At 45.0% G+C, this 19,762-nt stretch carries 29 protein-coding genes; 27 read left to right on the top strand and 2 right to left on the bottom strand.

The window, feature by feature from the left end; all coding sequences use genetic code 11:
* Positions 1-185 precede the first annotated feature (185 nt).
* Complete coding sequence (gene typA, locus DXX94_RS10250) at positions 186-2,003, bottom strand: translational GTPase TypA (protein ID WP_116015621.1); 1,818 nt, start codon at positions 2,001-2,003, stop codon at positions 186-188.
* Positions 2,004-2,788: 785 nt separating this feature from the next.
* Between typA and DXX94_RS10260 the strand changes: the two genes are divergently transcribed.
* The 26 genes from DXX94_RS10260 (at position 2,789) to DXX94_RS10370 (ending at position 16,898) form a co-directional block, all read left to right on the top strand.
* Positions 2,789-3,145 (top strand): hypothetical protein, encoded by a 357-nt coding sequence (locus tag DXX94_RS10260; protein WP_116015625.1) that lies wholly within the window; start codon positions 2,789-2,791, stop codon positions 3,143-3,145.
* Positions 3,145-3,732 (top strand): 3'-5' exonuclease, encoded by a 588-nt coding sequence (locus DXX94_RS10265; protein WP_116015627.1) that lies wholly within the window; start codon positions 3,145-3,147, stop codon positions 3,730-3,732. The genes DXX94_RS10260 and DXX94_RS10265 overlap by 1 nt, the downstream gene beginning before the upstream one ends.
* Positions 3,732-3,935, top strand: coding sequence for a hypothetical protein (locus DXX94_RS10270; protein ID WP_116015629.1), 204 nt, complete (start codon positions 3,732-3,734; stop codon positions 3,933-3,935). The genes DXX94_RS10265 and DXX94_RS10270 overlap by 1 nt, the downstream gene beginning before the upstream one ends.
* Entirely contained in the window at positions 3,928-4,317 is a 390-nt protein-coding gene (locus DXX94_RS10275) for a hypothetical protein (RefSeq protein ID WP_116015631.1), read from the top strand. The genes DXX94_RS10270 and DXX94_RS10275 overlap by 8 nt, the downstream gene beginning before the upstream one ends.
* Before the next feature lie 140 nt (positions 4,318-4,457).
* The gene (locus DXX94_RS10280) at positions 4,458-6,713 is read left to right on the top strand and encodes a rolling circle replication-associated protein (protein ID WP_116015633.1); all 2,256 of its coding nucleotides are present in this window, start codon (positions 4,458-4,460) and stop codon (positions 6,711-6,713) included.
* A 49-nt stretch (positions 6,714-6,762) separates the two neighbouring features.
* On the top strand, positions 6,763-6,960 hold the full coding sequence (locus DXX94_RS10285) for a hypothetical protein (protein ID WP_116015635.1): 198 nt from the start codon (positions 6,763-6,765) through the stop codon (positions 6,958-6,960).
* 149 nt (positions 6,961-7,109) lie between these two features.
* Positions 7,110-7,346: a hypothetical protein gene (locus tag DXX94_RS19200; RefSeq protein WP_147302267.1), complete on the top strand. Its 237-nt coding sequence runs from the start codon at positions 7,110-7,112 to the stop codon at positions 7,344-7,346.
* Complete coding sequence (locus tag DXX94_RS10290) at positions 7,333-7,578, top strand: hypothetical protein (RefSeq protein ID WP_116015637.1); 246 nt, start codon at positions 7,333-7,335, stop codon at positions 7,576-7,578. Before DXX94_RS19200 ends, DXX94_RS10290 begins: the two co-directional genes overlap by 14 nt.
* Positions 7,571-8,026, top strand: a complete 456-nt coding sequence (locus DXX94_RS10295; RefSeq protein ID WP_116015639.1) for a hypothetical protein — start codon at positions 7,571-7,573, stop codon at positions 8,024-8,026. Before DXX94_RS10290 ends, DXX94_RS10295 begins: the two co-directional genes overlap by 8 nt.
* Positions 8,027-8,030: 4 nt before the next feature.
* On the top strand, positions 8,031-8,612 hold the full coding sequence (locus DXX94_RS10300) for a hypothetical protein (RefSeq protein WP_116015641.1): 582 nt from the start codon (positions 8,031-8,033) through the stop codon (positions 8,610-8,612).
* Entirely contained in the window at positions 8,612-9,439 is an 828-nt protein-coding gene (locus tag DXX94_RS10305; RefSeq protein WP_116015643.1) for a hypothetical protein, read from the top strand. Before DXX94_RS10300 ends, DXX94_RS10305 begins: the two co-directional genes overlap by 1 nt.
* 314 nt (positions 9,440-9,753) lie before the next feature.
* On the top strand, positions 9,754-10,629 hold the full coding sequence (locus DXX94_RS10310; protein ID WP_116015645.1) for a major capsid protein P2: 876 nt from the start codon (positions 9,754-9,756) through the stop codon (positions 10,627-10,629).
* A gap of 14 nt (positions 10,630-10,643) precedes the next feature.
* Positions 10,644-11,000: a hypothetical protein gene (locus DXX94_RS10315; protein WP_116015647.1), complete on the top strand. Its 357-nt coding sequence runs from the start codon at positions 10,644-10,646 to the stop codon at positions 10,998-11,000.
* Positions 11,001-11,008: 8 nt separating this feature from the next.
* The gene (locus DXX94_RS19305) at positions 11,009-11,167 is read left to right on the top strand and encodes a hypothetical protein (RefSeq protein WP_181901532.1); all 159 of its coding nucleotides are present in this window, start codon (positions 11,009-11,011) and stop codon (positions 11,165-11,167) included.
* Positions 11,151-11,336: a hypothetical protein gene (locus DXX94_RS10320; RefSeq protein WP_116015649.1), complete on the top strand. Its 186-nt coding sequence runs from the start codon at positions 11,151-11,153 to the stop codon at positions 11,334-11,336. The genes DXX94_RS19305 and DXX94_RS10320 overlap by 17 nt, the downstream gene beginning before the upstream one ends.
* The gene (locus DXX94_RS10325; protein WP_116015651.1) at positions 11,323-11,697 is read left to right on the top strand and encodes a hypothetical protein; all 375 of its coding nucleotides are present in this window, start codon (positions 11,323-11,325) and stop codon (positions 11,695-11,697) included. Before DXX94_RS10320 ends, DXX94_RS10325 begins: the two co-directional genes overlap by 14 nt.
* A gap of 2 nt (positions 11,698-11,699) precedes the next feature.
* Positions 11,700-12,866 (top strand): hypothetical protein, encoded by a 1,167-nt coding sequence (locus DXX94_RS10330; RefSeq protein ID WP_116015653.1) that lies wholly within the window; start codon positions 11,700-11,702, stop codon positions 12,864-12,866.
* Positions 12,867-13,526: a hypothetical protein gene (locus tag DXX94_RS10335; protein ID WP_116015655.1), complete on the top strand. Its 660-nt coding sequence runs from the start codon at positions 12,867-12,869 to the stop codon at positions 13,524-13,526. It begins immediately after the preceding gene.
* Complete coding sequence (locus tag DXX94_RS10340; RefSeq protein ID WP_116015657.1) at positions 13,517-14,614, top strand: hypothetical protein; 1,098 nt, start codon at positions 13,517-13,519, stop codon at positions 14,612-14,614. Before DXX94_RS10335 ends, DXX94_RS10340 begins: the two co-directional genes overlap by 10 nt.
* 1 nt (position 14,615) lies before the next feature.
* Complete coding sequence (locus DXX94_RS10345) at positions 14,616-15,032, top strand: hypothetical protein (protein ID WP_116015659.1); 417 nt, start codon at positions 14,616-14,618, stop codon at positions 15,030-15,032.
* A 53-nt stretch (positions 15,033-15,085) separates the two neighbouring features.
* Positions 15,086-15,535 carry a hypothetical protein gene (locus DXX94_RS10350; RefSeq protein ID WP_181901533.1) on the top strand — a complete coding sequence of 150 codons (450 nt, stop codon included), beginning with the start codon at positions 15,086-15,088 and terminating at the stop codon, positions 15,533-15,535.
* A gap of 102 nt (positions 15,536-15,637) precedes the next feature.
* The gene (locus DXX94_RS10355; RefSeq protein WP_116015661.1) at positions 15,638-16,000 is read left to right on the top strand and encodes a DUF1353 domain-containing protein; all 363 of its coding nucleotides are present in this window, start codon (positions 15,638-15,640) and stop codon (positions 15,998-16,000) included.
* Positions 15,991-16,236, top strand: coding sequence for a hypothetical protein (locus DXX94_RS10360; RefSeq protein ID WP_116015663.1), 246 nt, complete (start codon positions 15,991-15,993; stop codon positions 16,234-16,236). The genes DXX94_RS10355 and DXX94_RS10360 overlap by 10 nt, the downstream gene beginning before the upstream one ends.
* The gene (locus DXX94_RS19310; RefSeq protein ID WP_181901534.1) at positions 16,223-16,369 is read left to right on the top strand and encodes a hypothetical protein; all 147 of its coding nucleotides are present in this window, start codon (positions 16,223-16,225) and stop codon (positions 16,367-16,369) included. The genes DXX94_RS10360 and DXX94_RS19310 overlap by 14 nt, the downstream gene beginning before the upstream one ends.
* Positions 16,366-16,581 carry a hypothetical protein gene (locus DXX94_RS10365; protein WP_116015665.1) on the top strand — a complete coding sequence of 72 codons (216 nt, stop codon included), beginning with the start codon at positions 16,366-16,368 and terminating at the stop codon, positions 16,579-16,581. The genes DXX94_RS19310 and DXX94_RS10365 overlap by 4 nt, the downstream gene beginning before the upstream one ends.
* On the top strand, positions 16,581-16,898 hold the full coding sequence (locus tag DXX94_RS10370; protein ID WP_116015667.1) for a hypothetical protein: 318 nt from the start codon (positions 16,581-16,583) through the stop codon (positions 16,896-16,898). The genes DXX94_RS10365 and DXX94_RS10370 overlap by 1 nt, the downstream gene beginning before the upstream one ends.
* A 62-nt stretch (positions 16,899-16,960) precedes the next feature.
* Here the strand turns inward: DXX94_RS10370 and DXX94_RS10375 are convergent, their stop codons facing one another.
* Entirely contained in the window at positions 16,961-17,848 is an 888-nt protein-coding gene (locus DXX94_RS10375; RefSeq protein ID WP_116015669.1) for a tyrosine-type recombinase/integrase, read from the bottom strand.
* 420 nt (positions 17,849-18,268) lie between these two features.
* Between DXX94_RS10375 and glnA the strand changes: the two genes are divergently transcribed.
* A complete protein-coding gene (gene glnA / locus DXX94_RS10380; protein ID WP_116015671.1) occupies positions 18,269-19,675 on the top strand; it encodes a glutamate--ammonia ligase in 1,407 nt (468 codons plus the stop codon).
* The last annotated feature ends 87 nt before the right edge of the window (positions 19,676-19,762 follow it).

Below are 19,762 nucleotides of genomic sequence, written 5' to 3' on the forward strand. Positions count from 1 at the left end.
TAACTATTAAAATTCAGTGAATTAGCACTGTGCTCTGCAGATTGTTCAGACAACTCGTACTCAATATCGCACAGAGAGTTAAGAGATCTCTCACATCAAGTTACGAAGGCGTGCATATCAATTAAGGGAAACAAAAAAGCCACCTCAAGTTGAGATGGCTTTCGATTAACAAATTTTGTTAAACGTTACTTTTTAGAGCGGCTTTCGCGCTTGCGATCAGACTCTTTCAACCACTTTTTACGAATACGGATATTCTCTGGCGTTACTTCCACTAATTCATCGTCATCGATAAATTCAAGTGCTTGCTCTAACGTCATTTCAATTGGTGGTGTTAATACCTGCGCATCATCTGTACCTGATGCACGAACATTGGTTAACTGCTTGCCTTTAAGCGCGTTAACCGTTAAGTCGTTATCACGGCTGTGAATACCAATCACCATGCCTTCATAAACTTCAACACCGTGACCGATCATCAAGCGACCACGCTCTTGTAAGTTAAACAATGCATTGGTAAGTGCCTTACCTGTCGCATTTGCAATAAGCACACCGTTGATACGCTGACCGATTTCGCCACCTTTGTGCGGACCATATTCAAAGAAAGTGTGGTAAATCAAACCAGAGCCAGACGTTAACGTCATAAACTCAGTTTGGAAACCAATTAAGCCACGGCTAGGCATGATGAAGTCCATACGGATACGACCTTTACCGTCAGGCGCCATATCGGTTAGCTCTGCCTTGCGTAAGCCCATTTTCTCCATGATTGAACCTTGATGCTCTTCTTCAACATCAATCGTTACTGTTTCATATGGTTCTTGTAGCTCACCATCTACTTCGCGCATGATAACTTCAGGGCGTGATACTGCCAGCTCGTAACCTTCACGACGCATGTTCTCAATCAAGATACCTAAGTGCAATTCACCACGACCAGACACTTTGAATTTGTCTGGATCGTCAAGCTGCTCTACGCGCAATGCTACGTTGTGTACCAATTCTTTCTCAAGGCGATCAAGAATATTACGTGAAGTAACGTATTTACCTTCTTGGCCGGAAAACGGTGAGGTATTTACTTGGAAAGTCATCGTTACTGTTGGCTCATCAACAGATAACGCAGGCAATGCTTCCACTTCTGTTGGGCAACAGATAGTGTCAGAAATTTTCAGTTCACCAAGACCGGTGATCGCGATAATGTCACCCGCTTGCGCTTCATCAACTTCGTTGCGTTCTAGGCCTAAGTAACCAAATACTTTACCCACTTTACCGTTGTGAATAGTACCGTTTGCACCATTTACAGTAACTTGTTGGTTTGGCTTAACAGAACCACGCGTTACACGGCCAACACCGATTACGCCTAAGTAAGAGCTGTAATCAAGTTGCGAGATTTGCATTTGGAATGGACCATCTAAATCTGCATTTGGTGGTGGTACTTGGTCAACAATGGTTTGGAACAATGGTGTCATATCTTCACCTTGCTCACCTTCTTCGTGAGAAGCCCAACCATTAATTGCTGACGCGTATACCACTTGGAAATCTAATTGTTCGTCAGTTGCACCTAAGTTATCGAATAGGTCGAATACTTGATCCATTACCCAATCAGGGCGAGCGCCTGGCTTGTCAATTTTGTTAATAACAACAATTGGCTTCAAACCTTGAGCGAATGCCTTTTGCGTTACGAAACGAGTTTGCGGCATTGGGCCTTCTTGTGCATCAACGATAAGTAATACAGAGTCAACCATTGACATAACACGCTCAACTTCACCACCGAAATCGGCGTGACCTGGAGTGTCTACGATGTTAACGCGGTAGTCGTTCCAAGTGATTGCAGTATTTTTCGCTAAAATCGTAATACCACGCTCTTTCTCGATATCGTTTGAATCCATCACGCGATCTTCTAACTCAGTGCGCGCATCTAATGTTCCCGACTGTTCGAGAAGCTTGTCAACAAGCGTCGTTTTACCGTGGTCTACGTGGGCAATAATCGCCACATTTCTTAATTTATCTAACACAGGCTTTTGCTCATAGGGCTATAATTGGGCGCGAATTATACAGGAAAGCCGCCGTAAAACCAAAACTAAAAACAGCCTCTAAGCCCTTTATATACAAGGGGTTAGCAAAACATCATAAAACTTTAAAAAACGCTATAACGCCTAGCGATTAAAAATTGAACGATTATAATTTTTCTATCTAACAACAGGCATAAAAAAACCGCCTCAAATTAAGGCGGTTTGCACTAGTGAGTTGATGCGGCCAGATTTCCGTACTCGTCACGCAAGATGCTCTGAACTATAGGGTTTTTGCTTCTTTCTGCATACGCAGCAAGTACAACCAGTTTTCTAGGAAGGTTAGCTTCATCGGCAATTTTAACCAAAACGTCATCTTCTGGGATAATACCCCTTGTAAACCAAGACGTGACCGAAGGTCGCGAAACGTCAAGTCTTTTAGAATAGTGTCGCTTTGAATCGCCCGCCATAGCAAGGTTTAGCACATCTAAGAACGTCATCATTTTCACCTGTTTTGTAGTTAGCTATTTCAGTATAGACACCCATGTCAACGCTATCAACCCGTGGTAACACCATTGACATAGTGGTAACAGGTTTGACAGTCTATAAAAGCTTTCGGGGCGAAAGTCGTTTTACTGTTTTGTAGTTAGCGTTACATCCAGCCTAAATCAGTTCATAGCTCCAAGCACTTACTAGCTCGTTGTGAAACGCCTGTTAGTTGAAAATTTCAAATCTCTGTCGCTGGGGCGTTGACGGACAAACCAGCACAATTCTTGGCAGAGGATTTGATAATGACAGAGAGTGAGTTAATGAAAACTGAACAAATTCAATCAGATGAATATAACTCGGTGGATTACCCGGGCTATGTTGAGCCAATCAAAACCGATAGCTTTGAATCGGCAGTTAACGAGACTGCAAAACGTAACGAAGCACACCAGAAAACGCTTGATAAAGCGTTATCAGCAGAGCAAGCAAAGCCTTACTTAGATGGCATTCGCAACATGCTATCAACTCAAAAGATTTCTACGACAAGTCAAAACCGCGAGCGCATTGTCAATCGCGCTAACCAGCTTGACCAGACTCGCCAAAGCCTACAGCGCTTAATTGATGCGGCAGCACATGCCAAGCAAGTGACAGGAGTGGCGTAATGTTAGAGCAGTTAAAAAGTAAAAAATTCTACGTTCTTGACACTGAAACTACTGGCTTAGGTGAAAGGGATGAAGTTGTTGAGTTTTCATTAATTGATAGTGACGGTAACGTCGTTATTGACACTCTTGTGAAGCCATCAATGCCAATCCCGCAAGATGCCATTAATATTCACGGTATCACTAACAAGCAAGCAGCAAATGGCGCCAATTGGGCGCATGTCATGCTTGAGTTTGGTGCTTTGCTTTACCGTGATTTTGAAATGATTGATTTAGTGATATTTAACGCTGGTTATGACGAGCGTTTAATTGAGCAAACTTGTCGAATTCATGGCGTTAGAAACCCATTAAAACAATTAACTAGTAGCGGCAAAAACTACGCTGCCAACATCCATTGCGCAATGCTTGATTACGCTGAATATTATGGCGAGTGGAGCGAATACCGCGAGCAGTACAAATGGCAGTCACTGATTAATGCAACCAAACAGCAAGGGCTTGAAGTTTCAAACGCGCACCGCGCATTGGGCGATAGTCAAATGACCTTGGCGCTAATTAAGCGTGTTTGGGAAAAACAAGCGGAGGCTGTGTAATGGTTTATGCAGGTGCATTCAAGCTACAAGTCGATAAGTTAAAGCATGACGCTTTAACAAAGTCCTTATTAACATCACAAAATGCCTTTGGTCAATTACTTGGAATGAGAGCAGCAATATTGTTCATAACTGGCGAAGAGCGAGAAAACGACTGTTTTAAGTATGCTGACGATGCGATTGACGAGGTGGTAAATCATGGCTAAGTCATCAAACAAAATTGGCCGCTGGTCAAGAGATGCAATAGCCATCCAAAATCGTTACGATGCGCACATATTGAGAGAATATGGGGCATTTAATGAATCGAATATCAGGACAACAGCTTTTAGAAAGATTTTCAAAATCTTTGGGGATGAGGCCAGTACTAAGGAAGCATCACGCAGGGCACACTTTGATTTATCAGGCGCAGATTTTTGCGTCGTCGCACTTTCGAAAAAACTATTCAACACTCATCGCGGAAAAAGGCGGTTCGGTTTACGTACTCGCTACGGATTCAGCGGGGGTTCGTTGCGTCAGTATGAACACATTCGTCATCACGATGGCAGAGTCTGGGCGTTCCGTAGATTACCATTGCGTGGTGAACAATGATGGAATCTTTGAGCACGCCAAACAAGTCGAGCCATCGCAAGTGCTCGGTATCGAATGGAGACCCAAATCACCACCGGAAGAAGTCAAACCTAAAGGCTACTTCCAGAAAAGATTTGGAGGTAGAACATACTAAGCGGCTAATGCAGCCGCTTTTTTTGGTTCCAACGAAAGCTGAACTTGATTTAGTTGCTAAGCTAGACGCTCAATTGGAATGCGAAGAGAAAAAGCACCGCGCAGCGGCACCAAAAAGCGAAGCTTTGCAGGTGGAAATAGATAGGCTAGTCAAGAGGGGCGAAAGTCCGACACGCGATTTTCACAATTTTCAGCGCAATTCAGAAATTAACGGCATTGTTAATGCCTATGAAGCGCATAAGCGAAAAGTGTTTAATGAAAATCTCCATACGTGTCCTGAGCCACTTAGTTTATCTTCGCGAAAAACCACCACGCTTAGCGAGTTTTTAGCAAATACACCGATTGAAAATTCAATTGGTGTTAAACAGCCGAGCTTTTTGCATCGCGAAGTGAGCAAAGCTGGTGAATCTCAAAAAATCCCAGCTATCGACTATCGCACTGGCGAACTCAAGCAAGAGCTAGAGCCAAAGCCCGACAACGTGGTTCGCATGTATCGCCGTGACTGGTCAGGGCAATACCGAATCGGCCTTGAAACCAAAGGCTTAGGCGCAAGAGTACAGCCACCGGAAACCAGTGGCGAGCGCATCACCAGTGATTTAACCAAAAATGCGACACGCGCAATCATGGAATCAGGTGCGTACCTCAGTGCCTGCAGGAATGGTTACACTACGTTTTTAACGTTGACGTTCGATGAAAAATCACGCCAAGATTTAGAGACTAAAATTGCTATCTCAGGCAATAAAACCAAGCGTTACACGCACAAATACCGCGCATACAACCATGCAACTAAGCGCTTTAAAAACTTTACTGAAAAGTACGATATTACTTGCTATGAGGGCGTACCTGCCGCGCTTGACCCTGAGAATGACGAAGAAATCATGAGTCACGCCAACGCGGTTCCTGCTAGCGGCGCATTTTCTCCGGTGTCGTTTGACTGGAAAACTACCATCGGCAAAGAGGTTAGCCGATTTTTCGATACTGCACAGAAAATGTATCAACGTGGCTGGTGGCCTCAGTTTGAAGCGGGTGAAAGTCGCGATTATCAGTGGCCAGTTAAAAACAAAGACAACGGACAGCTAGAGCAAGAAACCGTATCAATTGTGTGTTACGAGGATAGCGAGGCATTTGTAGAGCCAAAAGTTATGTTTTGCCCGCAACTCGTTAGAGCTACCGAAAACAGCGGTGAGATTATCACGCAAAGCGGCCTAGATATGAACGGTCAGCCAATGTATCAGCTTGAAGATAAGCAAAAATACAATGCTCGCAAGCACCATGAACCGGAATATTTACCGGATGAATTCCGTGAATATCCGTGGGGTAAGGTGTGTTCGGTATACCCGACCATCGAAAAAGGTGCGCCACTCGATTACATGTGGGTTGCTGAGCAGCCGACAAACAGCAAAGGTGAGAAAAACCCACACGTTCATGTACTGATGCGCTGGAGCGTTGAGAAAAAATACTTTAGAGCTTGGGCGCGCAGATTAGAGGATGCGTGGGGTCATGGCTTTGCCAAGCTTGAACGCATTAAAAACCCACATGCTGCGGGTAACTACATTCTAAAAGCGGTTGGCTACCTAACAAAAGGCGGTGATAGCAAAGCCGAACAAGGCGAGATACTTGGCAACCGATACGGCTTGAGTGCCAGCGCTCGCGCCCCTAAATGGGAGTGTATCGGTGAATTCTTCGCGGATAATTTCTTAGCGATATTAGGCGAATTACGCGAAAAGCTAAGCCGCCGAAAACTGCGCTTGCACAGTGAAAAGCAGCGGCTGTTAGCAGAGCAAGCCAAGCAATCAGCCAACTTTAAAAAGTTCGACAATATAGAGAAAAAAGCCGCAAAGAACGGCATGCCAAGCACTAAACGCCAAGCGCTAATTGAGCGACTAAAAGGCCAGTTACTTATTAATGATGCTGCATTAACTGAATGCACCGAAGCACTGCACGAAATGCCATGGGTTAACGAGTTTTGCTTAGGTGCCATGAGCGAAAACCAAGCCAGTGAATTTCTACACTGGGCGATGGCTGAGCGCTTCTGGAATGCTGACGTGAAAGAGGGCTTATATTCGGACTGGCAAGAGTTACGCGAAACCACAGCCGCAGCACTAAAAGAAGTGCGCAGCTATTGGCGCCACTACGAACACACGCTGGTCGGCAAGCACATGCAAAATAGCTGGGCAGCGAACGACCTACGCTATGAAATGGATGGCGAAACACAGTACTCAATATTGGATGAATTTGGCAACGAATGGGAATTGGTCGCCTAAGCACGCAAGTTTAAATAATTAATCAACTAATGTCGCGAGGACATCGAACATGAAACTACGTAACTTATGGCACAAAATCGCCTTATCTATCGGCATGGCTCATGCCGAGCCTCTTGTTGTAAAGCAAAGGGCAAAAACTAAAGCTAACGCAAGTAACCGACGCTGGCCGAAACCACCTACCAAAGCGAAATTTAAGCAAAATCAGCGAAAGCAACGCGCAACTGCTGCTCGTAAAAAGGCTCGCTAGTGCTAGAGACTTACGCAAAGCTGAGACAATCCAAAGTTACTGAGTTGGCTGACCGTGGCGAACACGTAAAAGCGGCGATTATTCAGCGAATTTCCTATACACGGCACGTTGTGAAACGCCCGTAATTTTAACTTACCGTGAGGTACTTAATGTTTAGAAATAACTATCAATCCCTAATAGCTGCTGGCCTATTGGGTTTTCTCTTGTGCGACATGTTCACCCGAAACGACGAGCGAATAGCCCGCTTAGAGGGCTATATCGACGGCTTTGGTGATGGCATCAAAGCCAAGCCCGTTTCACAGCAGCCTGTCGCCGTTGAATTACGTGATTTACGTGATGAAACTCAGGGCGAATGTGATTGTGAGGTGTGCCGTGTCACCCATTAATCAAATCATTAGCGACTATCACACAGCCCAAGATTTTCGAGAAAAAGCCTCTAATACATCCGGTTTTAATCCCGGTAAAAAACTGGAACTGGCCGAACAAGCCATTGATGCCACTGATAAGGTGATTGGCGGCTTAATTCGACTGGTTAATGCTCAGCAAGTACAACTAACCAATATTGCCGAAGTCACAGTGAAGTTACAGCGAGTATTGCCGGAGGTTGCCAATGAGTAAAAGCAGCAATAACCCCATTCTTGCAACACTGACATGTGACTGTTGTGGTGGTACAGCTTATGTTAAAAAGCGCGTGAACAGTAAGAACTACTATATCCATTGTAAAAAACATGGGCTTGAGCAGCGCAGTGGACCATTGTTGCAAGCAAAATTAGCCGAGCTAGTGAGCGGAAAAAGCGAAACGGTTAGCGAAATCACCGAAAGCCTAAGCGAAGCTACTAGCGACATTGAAGCGAATCTAAGCGAACCCGCTAAGCACGAATGGACACCTGAAGTCACCCAAACCATTGAAGTAGAGGAGCCAAGCCGTGACGAACCGATACAACCAGATAGCAACGAGCCGCAATCAAGTGGATTCGGTATTAAAAAAACACTTGGCGTTCTCGGATTTGTCGGATTCACCCTTGCCACCCTTAAAGCCGCAGCCAAAGCCGCCACAGGAAATTAGCCTAATGTCAGAGATTACTAAACAACAAATCGAAGCCATGACCGAGCAAACAAGCGAAACGGTTAGCGAAGTGACGAGCGAAGTCGCTACCGAAACAAGCGAATTTTCGCTTGATAGTGGCGCCATAGAAGAAAGCTTAGCGCATGATTACAGCCATTTGGATAAATACATGCAAGACCTCGAATTTACTAGCTCTACAGCGCAATCAGGTGAAAGCGAATCACAAGCGAATTTGCCAGAGCCACCACAAGAGCTTGATGATGAATCGGCTATGTTCATGGCGGGTAGTGCGCTAGGTGTTGTTAACCAAACGCTACCAATGCTATTTGGCGCACCTGTATCGATGAATGACCAACAACTAGATGTTATTGGCTCAAAAGCGGTTCCGGTGATTAAAAAGCACATGAAAGCCGACCAAGCCCCAGAATGGCTGATGAAGTACAAAGAAGAATTCGAGCTAGGGGCAGCACTCGCGGGTGTGTTGTTTGGCTGTTATCGAGAGGCTCAGGCACATAAACGTGCACTTGCCAAGGAAAAGGCCGCTAACGAGCCACCGATTAATCAAGGTGCTCAGGAGGCGGCATAGTGGCGGTTAATATAGATGAATCACTAGAGGCCAGACACGTTTGTATAGCTGCCGATACTGGCGGGGGTAAAACTGCCGCCGTTAAGTTGGTTAATGGCTTAGACGATTTGGCAAATAGCTTTATTGGTGATCATGTCGCGATATTCGATATTTACGGTAACTATCGCTTTGATGGCCGCAAAGCCAAAAACAATAAATTTAATGGTTTAGGTGGTCGCAAGGTATTTACCTATAACGACCGCGCAAGCTTTGCTAAAGCGCTCTTGAGTGCTTGGCGAAGTGGCAAGTGCTTTGTGGTGGCCTATACGCCAGTGCCTAAATCGAAAAGGCCATTAAGCCAAGACCAGATGGCCGAGTTTAGACGCAAAGAACTGGAATGGTTCGGTCAACTGATGTGGGATGCAGCAGACGGTAAACGTGAGTTGTATGTGGTGATTGAAGAATTAGCCAAGCTGGTTAAATCAGTCGGTAAAGACAATTCAATCATTGGCGAGTTGGCAACGGGTGGCCGTGCTTATGGTGTTATCTTGGTTACGGTGTTTCAGCGCTCGCAAGAAGTGCCTAAAAGTATCTGGAACATGTCAAAGCGCAAAATCATTGGCGCACTCGATACCATGCCCGATATTGAAGCCATGAGTAAATCAACTGGTGCGCCCGTTGATTGCTTGGTGCAAGTGTCCAAACTCAATGCAAAATACACTAAGCGTTACCTGCACTACGTCATTAGAAAGCCCGGCTTTGGCAATCTATCAGCCAAGCGAGTTAGCCTAAAACCACCTTTTAAAGTCGATAATTGGACGCTTGACGAGCTTTTAGCAGCCGAATAACCCAACTAAAAAACTGATAGCGAAACCTAGCGAAAAGACCCCGTTTTTACGGGGTTTTTTATGTCCGGTTGAAAATTTTCCCGAAGCGAAAAGTCGCTTAGGCGAAGCGAAAGCCGCTGGCTTTAAAAAGCGAACCGCTGGTGTTCTGTAAAGGCAAATTAATCGTGTAACAACACAGGACACACACAAATGAGTGCAAAACAAAAAGGTTATTTAATTACAGCAGGTATCGCGCTAGTCGTATCGGCTGCTGTTGTATGGGCATCAAACAATGCCGACCCAGTTAAAGATGTAATCGGCTAGGAGTGATTGAGATGAATCAAAACTTAGTTGCAATGGCCATTAACAACATGATGGTTAGCCACATTAAATTGAACTCCGCCCAAGGTAAAGACTACAGCGACGAATGGACAGTTGACGTACCAGCTGGTGTTATTCTTCATGGCTTCACAATTGATACAAACTTGGTTGAACGCAGTGCTATTGAGCGCGTATCACTGGATATCAACGGCGATGAATTCTGCTATCAAACAGGTGACTTCTTAAACACTTACACCAAGTTGTTAGACAAAGAAGAAACCGCTGGTATCTTTGAATTCGACTTGTCGAAATTCCACTACCGCTTACCTGCGGGTATCTACCAAACAATGGTGGTCACTGAAACGGTTGATACGGTCACACTCAAAATTAAGGTAGGTGCAAAGCACGCAAACGATCCCGCTAATTTGAAAATGCGTGTCACGGCGCTAGCATCTGATAACACTTACAACCTTAAGCGCATTGCCAAGCCAATTAAAACCGAGGTGACGCCTTATTGCGGTGCTGCTGACGAAAAATTCGAGTGGATGTTTCCCAACGGTAAAGCGTCGAAAAAAGTGCAAATGGTCGCATTCGATGAAAGCAATGTAAATATTGGTTACATCGAAGTGAAACGCGGTGAGAAAACAATCACTGAGTTTTCACGCAAAGAGCTAGACCACCACTTGAAATCGCGCAGCAAAATCAAGCCTCAAGTGGGTACATGCGTTATTGACTTTACTGCATTAGGCTTTGGCTCAAAAGGTATTGCTACTGATGGCTTGAAGTTTTTACTTCGCACTGATGACGCTGGCACGATTAAAACTCGTATCGAAGGCTATGAGCAGTTGATTTTTCCACGTCAGCAAGCTCCAGCGCAGACAGTACAGTAATAAGGGGCTAGACCATGGGCGATTTTTTCGATAATGCGTGGGATTCGGTCAGCGAATTCGGCTCTAATGTATGGTCTGGTGCAAGTGAATATGTAGGTGAAACCTTTGACGTAGCCGTTGATGCTGCTAACCAAGCAGCACGACAGGCAATTAGAACGGCTCAGGAAGCGGGTGTTGATAGACAAACACTCGCGGCCAATGAGCCAGTTAAAGGCCAGAATACCGATGGCAGTACACGTTTACCAACAAATCAAGCGAATGCACAAGCGCCAATGCGCCAATGGATTCAAGGCGTTGATAACACGGTTGTGCTCGCGGGTGGTGTTTCACTGCTAATTCTCACGGCACTGGTTGTCAGTCGAGCGCGATAGGGGGATTTATGCCAGCTATTTTTTTATACCCACTGCTTGCTGGTGGTGGTTTTGGTTTGGGGTTCTGGTCAGCTGATGGCTTTAACTCGTTAATCAAAATTGCGCTCCTACTTGCAGTCGCGTATTTCCTATATCGTTGGGGGCTGCTTGATGGATTCCTTAACTAATACGGGTCAAATGCCCATTAATGGCGGTCACGCAAGTGCCGCCAATGGGGACACGACATTTAACAACCGCACGGGCTTCGGTGGTATTACCTACAACAACGGCATTAATCCCACATACGTGATTATTGGTGTTGTGGCATTAGCGGGGCTTTACTTTGCAACGCGTTAATCAACCAACCAGAGCGCAGCTACGCGCCTTGCGCCCAGCAACGGGCGCAGCGCACTTAGCTATCACCCGCGAAATCCAACGAGGCGAAAGCCAGCTTTTTACCACCTTTAACCGGGCAATGTCTGTCGTTGTTCGGCCAGAGGGTGAAACGCTGGTCATCGTTGCTGTTGCTGGTCGCGATTTGTTTAACAACCGCATTGATATTATTAACTTGGCTAGAGCGAATGGCTTTCGACGTTTGCGCTTTCATACCCGACACCCTGAGCGTTTGCGCAAGGGCCTGCATGGGTTGAACTACCAGTTAATTGAAATGCGACCACGTTTATTCAGCAATGAATACGTTTACGGATTGGAGTTGTAATCATGGGTGGACGCTCTCGCAGTAGTCAAAGTACCACGAATCATCAAACTACCAATAACTACGTTAATGACGGTGATTTTGCAGGGGCGAGTAATGTCTCGGTAGATGAATCAGATCGCAGCGTTAGCGACTCGTTTAATCAAGACTTTGAACTAAACAACGAAGAAAACTACGACTACTCGACAGAGCAAGACATAGATGATTCGTTTAATACCGATAATTCACAGCATTTAGAGCTACGAGAAGCTTTTAATACAAGCACCAGCAATCGCACTGAGCAGAACTTTGATAACTCGGTTGAAACCGATATTAGCGATGCATACAACACTGACAATTCAATTGAAGTGAGTGATGGTAACTTTGCTCACGGTGACATTGTATTAAGCGATTCAGGCGCGATTGATGCAGCGCAGGCCATCGCCATTGCTGCGCTTGATAATGCAGGTGCTAGCCAACGTGCTAATGCTGAGTTACAGAGGCAACTGGCAAACACAACTGCCGATGTCTCTGTTACTGCAATTGAAGAGTTGCGCCAAAACGCCCGTGATGCTTTTGCACTCAGTGCGACAAGTATAGGCGAGGTCACAGACTTTAGCGGTGATGCAATCTCGCAATTTGGTGACACAACTGAAAACCTTGTCGATAGCTTGCAATCGAGCGTGACAACAGTAGCTGAACAGCTAAACGAAACAACACGGCTGAATTTTGAAAGCCAACGAGGTTTTGTCACTGATATTACTGACCAGCTAAGCGATACCACGCGCTTAACGCTCGCGGGGCAGCAAAATTTAATTGCTAATGTGACTGAACAGTTAACCGATACAACACGGTTAAATCTCGAAGGGCAACAGGAGCTATTGGCAGGTGTTACAACGCAGTTATCAAACAACTCGCAGTTAACGCTGTTAGGTCAGCAAGAGCTATTTGATAGTGTCACAAAGCAGCTAACGCAGACAGCACAGCGAAATCAAGCAAGCAATAACGGTTTAGTCGCGGGACTTGGTGAGCAATCAGCCGAGAATACCCGTGTGATTGCTGAGCTTGCACGTAGCACAAACTTGGCAGGTCAAGATATTGTTGCAGAGTCTTCACAGCGCATGACGCTTTATATGGCCGCAGCCTTTGGTGTTGGCATTGTTGCTATTGCCTTTGTTATGGGGAGAAATTAAATGCCGAGTTTTACACTGGCAGCGGGTGAGCAACGCGATGTCAAATCAGCAGGTTTATACCTGTCGATTGTTGAGGCGTCAGGCAAGTTCATCATTAAAGGGGATGGTTTAGGCACAGAGCTAACAGGTGAAGTTGGCCGCGTGCTTAAGCTGCCTAACATTAACAATCTCACGTTTGAAAACCGTGGTGCCGTTGACATTGATATTGATTATGAATCAGCAAATATCGAAGTCAGCGCATCTGGTAAAGGTGTGGTATCGGTCGGCAACGAGCCATGGATTGCAGGTATGCGCAATGCCATTAAAGTAGATGCCAATGCGACTGTAGAGAACGGTAAAATGGCGATGTTGCCAGCTTCTGGTTATCTGCCTTTACCGGATTTAACCATTCCCGCAGGACAGGCAAGAAAGTTTGCTAATGCTCGCGTGGGTAGTACTAATCGCGCTGTCATCATTCAAACGATTACCGAAAGCAATGCCGATATTTCTCGTTTACGCATTGGTGTGAGTAACACGACTGCCGTAGCGGGCAAAGGCATCATTCTGCTGGGTGATATTGATAGCTTGGCAGGTTATGAGTTCGAAACTGAAACCGAAGTTTGGCTTTATAACGAGTCAACCGAAGATGCAACAGTGACAGGGGGTGAGCAATGGCGCTAATGGCACCGATGGTTAACATGAAAAAGCTGTTGGCTGACCAGCAGGCAGCGCTTGAAACGAAAGTCGATAGCAAAGCAGCTGAAACGCAAAGCTTAGTGACTGCAAAAACTACCGAAACTAAATCGCATATCACAACCGGTAATAACGAGACAAAATCACTCGTACAAACGGAAAATGATGCAACTCAGACAATATTGGCTAATGCCTCCACTGGTGATGATTTAAACGCAAATACGCTAAGTGTGAACAGTCACACAACAGCGAAAGTTGACCAGGCTAAATCTGCGCTATCAACGCAGATAGAAAATAGCCGCTCCAATCAAAATAGTGTTGTTGTAGCTGCGCGAGATGCAATCAAAGCTGAGCTAGTTAGGCAGACAACAGGGAGCTTATACAACCTGCTCTACCAACACGTCGACACTCGTGTAAGGTCAGCAGAGATTGCTATCAAAGGTGGCAACACGATTTCAGAAGTTCTTAGTGAAGTTAATACTGAGCGAGCAACGATTGTTAATGCGGTCAATGCAGCGCGTGACAACATTAAGAACGGCCTGACAAACAAAGCGGTACGTGATGCAGTTATTGCAGAGCTAACGCGAACGACAGCAGGGAGTTTATACAATCTGCTTGAAGCACGTTTAATTGCGCACAGAGACGAAGCGATAACGCGTATCAATGATGGCTCTAACAACAATGATATCTATAACTTAGTTATTTCAAAGAAAGACGAGTTATCAACGCAACTAGAGAACAGCCGTGTAAATCAAAATAGTGTTGTAACGGGTGCAAGAGATGGCGTTAAAAGTCATGTAACAAATGTGCTTGGATTGTACAGCCCGATTCGCATTATTCGACGGTACACTGTAGAAATCGTACAAGACGCTAGCGGTATTGTTGATGTGCCTATTACGGCGGTTGTCGATAGAAACAAAACGCACCTCAATATGATTAGTCACACGATTAGTTCAAGCGGCAAGCAGCACTTGTTATCAAGCAAGTTGCAAGACTACAAAACAGTGCGATTAACAGCGAGAACAACCTCACTTTACACGCACTATGCAACATTCGAAGTTATTGAGTACAAGTAATATGTTTAACTACGTTTTATTAAAAGATGATGTGGTTATTGCGCATCAAGAAAGCTCAGAAGAACTAGCGGGTGACTCAGTTTATTTGAAAGTTGACGAGCTACCAGTGCTAGGCAGTGTGTACGATGGCAGTGAATTTACACCGCCGCAGCCACCGAAAACCACCAAAATTCACAAGCCATTTTTTATTAAGCGCTTGGAGAGGTGGCAGGCTGATGTTGAAAAGGCGCAACAACAAAACTCAGAAATCAGAAATGATTTTGTGGCGTTTCCGCACTTTTCACACGTTGATTTCTCGCTTGAGATGACTCAAGCGATGATTAATCGCTTAGTTGCTGAAGTAAAAAAAATCAATCCAGATTCTGACATTTCACTTGAAGCAATAACGGCTGATATTCAATCCTACGAGGCGTATTAATGCGCCTCTCTTACCTTTTTACTATCGCTGTGATAGCGACAGGAGTTATTTATATGAAAATCAGACCGAACCGAAATGTTCGCAATAATAATCCACTCAATATTCGTGAATCAGCCGACTGGGTAGGGGAGCGCTCTGTTAATCTCGATAAAGAGTTTGAAGAATTTCAAAGCCCTGAATTTGGCTTTAGAGCCGCTTACATCATCTTATTGCGCTATCTAGAGCGTGGCGATAATTCAATCGCTGCAATCATTGCGAAGTGGGCGCCAAGCTCTGAAAACCATACCGATGATTACATCGCCTATATCGCGGATAAAATGGGGTTATCCCCAGTTGATCAGCTACTGCCAAGTGACTTACCGTTATTAATGGTACACATGGCAAATTATGAGGGGGCAAAAGGTGCATACACCTATGACCAAGCCCTTGCTGGTCGAAACTTGGCACATAATGAAACTTTTGTGCTAGCTCGTATCGACCGTATTACCGGTGGTTACGCATGATTAAGCTGAACTACTCAACGATAGCCACGGCAGCAGTCAGCGCTGTCGTGGTTGGCATCATTATGTATCGCTTGAAAAAGCACACGACGGGCATTGTTGACGATGACTAAACCGCACTTCTCAGCAGACCCAGAAACACGCTGGCTTAAAGATGGCCGGACGGTTGAGTTATTACAAGACTTTAGTTTTACCGACCAAAACGGCAAAACATGGCTGGCTAAAAAAGGTCGTAAAGTAAACGGCTCTAGCATTCCTAGACCACTCTGGCCGTTAATCGGCTCGCCGTTCGTCGGCAAACACCGCAATGCGAGCATTATCCACGATGTATTTTGCATTGATAAAAACGCGCCGAGTGATGAAGTTCACCAGATGTACTATGACGCTTGTATCTGTGCTGGAGTTAATAAAACCAAAGCCCAAATCATGTTAACGGGCATCAAAATAGGAGGTCCTACGTGGGACTAAAATCAATTTTTCAAACGCTCGTTAACTTGTTCTTGGTCGTTGTGGCCGTGTCAGTAATGGGCTGTGCCAGCTATCAGCTCGGCGATATTTCTCGCGTGTATTGTGGTTCAACAGACGAAGCATTTCGTGCGCAAATCAAAGCAAAGCTTACTGAGCGCGGGGTGAGTATTGGTATTGATTACTGTCGTGCTCACGGCTTGGTAGATGCAATTAGGGGGCAACATGGGGCTACTTGATAGCGAACAAAGCATTGATTTACAGCTTAATGAAATTGCACCTGTAGAAGTGCGAATTACCATCGGTCAGCGTGTGTTAATGCTGGGTATTTTAACGTTGGCAACCGTGGCAGCGGTAAAGGTGCTCAGATGACAGATTTTGCTAAAACCGTTGTTGCTATACTGGTATCGGTAGCACTGAGCAGTGCAGGAACTATCAGCGCGTTAACGACGAAAATCGATAACGTTGATAACTCTGTAACCGAAATAAAATCGCAAATTACAGCGTATGATGGCAGACTTAAAGCCGTTGAAATCAAACAAGCTGTGAATGAAGCGTTAAGACAAGTAAAGGGCGAAAAGTAGTGCAAATCACTTATCAGAATATCGGTGGCGTAAAGCTGCCAGCGATTGCAGGCCATGACAAGCTAACCCATTTTATCTATGGCGCAGTGGCCGCCACTGCAACTGGTGGTATAGCTGCCACGTTTTCAGGGATGCCGTTCGCCAGTGGCGCACTAATTGGCGGTGCATTAACAGCCATTGCAAAGGAAATCATTGATTACACTGTGCGTAACAAACAAGTCACGCAAGCAAACATCATTGATACCATTCTCGATTTCTTTGCGACCGCAGCTGGTGGTGTGCTACCTGCGTTAATTGCAACTTACTTGGTTAGATAAGCAATGTATCAAGAGGGTTACTTTGGGTAGATGAAGCCGCACATGATGCGGCTTTTTTATTGCTAGAATGGCAACAACTCTACAGCATCCCTTTTCGAGCGTTCGCCGCGCATATCGTATATGCGTGTAGTCTCAATACAAGCATGGCGCATTAGCTTTTGCACTGTAAAAATATCGACATTCTTATCTAACAAGTTGGTCGCAAATGAACGCCTTAAATCATGCGGCGAAAACTTATCAAGCCCTAGTTGCTCGCCTCTGAGCTTTAATACTTCTTCCAGCCGCCTGTCAGACATACGCGAGCCAATCACAGGCTTACTACCACGGTCAAACGATGGAAAAAGCGCACCGGACTGATTGCCGCGAATAGCCAGCCAGTTATCTAAATGCTTTTGGGCGATTGTAGGCAAATACAAGAAATCATGATTACCGCCCTTACCTTTTACAGCAATACCGCCATTGTAATAGTCGCTAAGGTCGAGCTTGACCAATTCAGAGCGCCTAAGGCCACCACCATAAATAGTGGCTATTATCGCAGTATCACGCACCTCTAGCGCGTCACCGCCACGGATTTTTGAATTGATTAGCTTTCTGATTTCTCTAGGTTCAAGCGCTCTACCTCTGCGCAATGCTCTGCCCCGCAGCGGTTTGACTTCTTTAATGTGCATGTATGTTTCGACACAAATAATACCAAGCCGCCACGCTTCACGGGCGACACCTTTAAGTGTTGAAACATAAGTATTGATTGAATGCGGAATTAGGCCGACTTCAAGCAATTCGCGCCGTAAAACTAAAACGCGCGTGTAATCCAATGTTGACCAGTCAAACGTCTGCAATGTCGAATTTTCTGTCATTCGGCGGCAAAGGTGATTTAGCATAGTTGTATACGAAATAACCGTTTTATTTGATTGCAGCGTGTCCAGCCAAACAACAGCAGGATTTTTTTTCATTTATTTTCACCTCATTTGAAGCAAGGCGCGCGATTATACTTTTTCAGGCTTTCGATTGATTTAAGATGCCAACCATTTAAAAGCATGGTTATGGCTATTTTTTATGCGAGATTTGGGCGCGTTTTATACAGGACTAACCATGACAAATAAAATAAAACCCGCCTAACTCAATCACCTTTAGAGACAAATCAATCAAGTGACATCCTGCACTGGTATAAGGCAAATTTATTCTCTACACTTTTTTTGCACCATAAAGATCTTTTGGCTGGATCATTTTGGTGCAATATAGTTGATGTAAATTACTGAGCTTAGCGTTTTTATTGGGCTATCGCATTGGCACGTAATTCGCTTGGCATCTTCCACACTGAATGCTGCGCATTTATATATATTAATAATTAGATAACTTCACTGGAGACGCTAATGTCACAAGCAGTTTTAGATTTAATCAAAGAAAACGACGTTAAGTTCGTTGACCTACGTTTCACTGATTCTAAAGGTAAAGAGCAACACGTTTCACTTCCTCACCACCAAGTTGATGAAGACTTCTTCGAAGAAGGTAAAATGTTCGATGGTTCTTCAATCGCTGGCTGGAAAGGCATTAACGAATCAGACATGATCTTGATGCCAGACGCATCAACTGCTGTATTAGACCCGTTTACAGAAGAAGTTACGTTAAACATTCGTTGTGACATCGTAGAACCTGCAACTATGCAAGGCTACAGCCGCGACCCACGCTCAGTTGCAAAACGCGCTGAAGAATACATGCGCTCTACAGGTATCGCTGACACTATTTTATTTGGTCCTGAGCCAGAGTTCTTCGTATTTGAAGATGTGAAATTCAAAGCTGATATGTCAGGCGCTTCATACTCTATCGATGATCCAGAAGCGGTTTGGAACTCAGATACAGACTACGAAGGCGGCAACAAAGGTCATCGCCCTGGCGTTAAAGGCGGTTACTTCCCAGTAGCACCAGTTGATTCTTCTCAAGATCTACGTTCTGCAATGTGTTTAGTGATGGAAGAAATGGGCTTAGTTGTTGAAGCACATCACCACGAAGTTGCTACAGCAGGTCAAAACGAGATTGCTTGTCGCTTTAATACCATGGTTAACAAAGCTGACGAAGTTCAAATCTACAAGTACGTTGTTCACAATGTTGCGCACGCATACGGTAAAACAGCGACTTTCATGCCTAAGCCATTAGTTGGCGATAACGGTACAGGTATGCACTGTCACCAATCACTAGCGAAAGATGGTGTTAACCTTTTCGCGGGTGACAAGTACGGCGGGTTATCTGAAACAGCACTTTACTACATTGGTGGTATCATCAAGCACGCTAAAGCGATTAACGCTTTCACTAACGCTTCAACTAACTCATACAAGCGTCTTGTACCAGGTTTCGAAGCGCCAGTAATGCTTGCTTACTCTGCACGTAACCGCTCTGCATCAATTCGTATTCCAGTAGTGCCTTCACCGAAAGCACGTCGTATCGAAGTACGTTTCCCTGATCCAACAGCTAACCCATACTTAGCATTCACAGCAATGTTAATGGCGGGTCTTGACGGTATCAAGAACAAGATCCACCCTGGTGATGCAATGGACAAAGATTTATACGACTTACCAGCTGAAGAAGCAGCAGCAATTCCACAAGTTGCACCTTCATTCGAAGCAGCGCTTGATGCACTAGAAGCAGACAAAGGGTTCTTAACTGCTGGCGGCGTTATGGACGAAGATATGATTGACGCATACATAGGCCTTAAACGTGAAGAAGTTGAGAAGCTAAACATGACAACTCACCCAGTTGAGTTCCAAATGTACTACAGCGTTTAATCGTTAATTCTCTGTAATTAATCGCATTTTTGATAAAAAGCTCGCTTCGGCGAGCTTTTTTTGTGGCTTAGTGCCTATAATTTGTTT

The organism is Thalassotalea euphylliae (genome assembly GCF_003390375.1).
GTDB lineage: Bacteria > Pseudomonadota > Gammaproteobacteria > Enterobacterales > Alteromonadaceae > Thalassotalea_F > Thalassotalea_F euphylliae_A.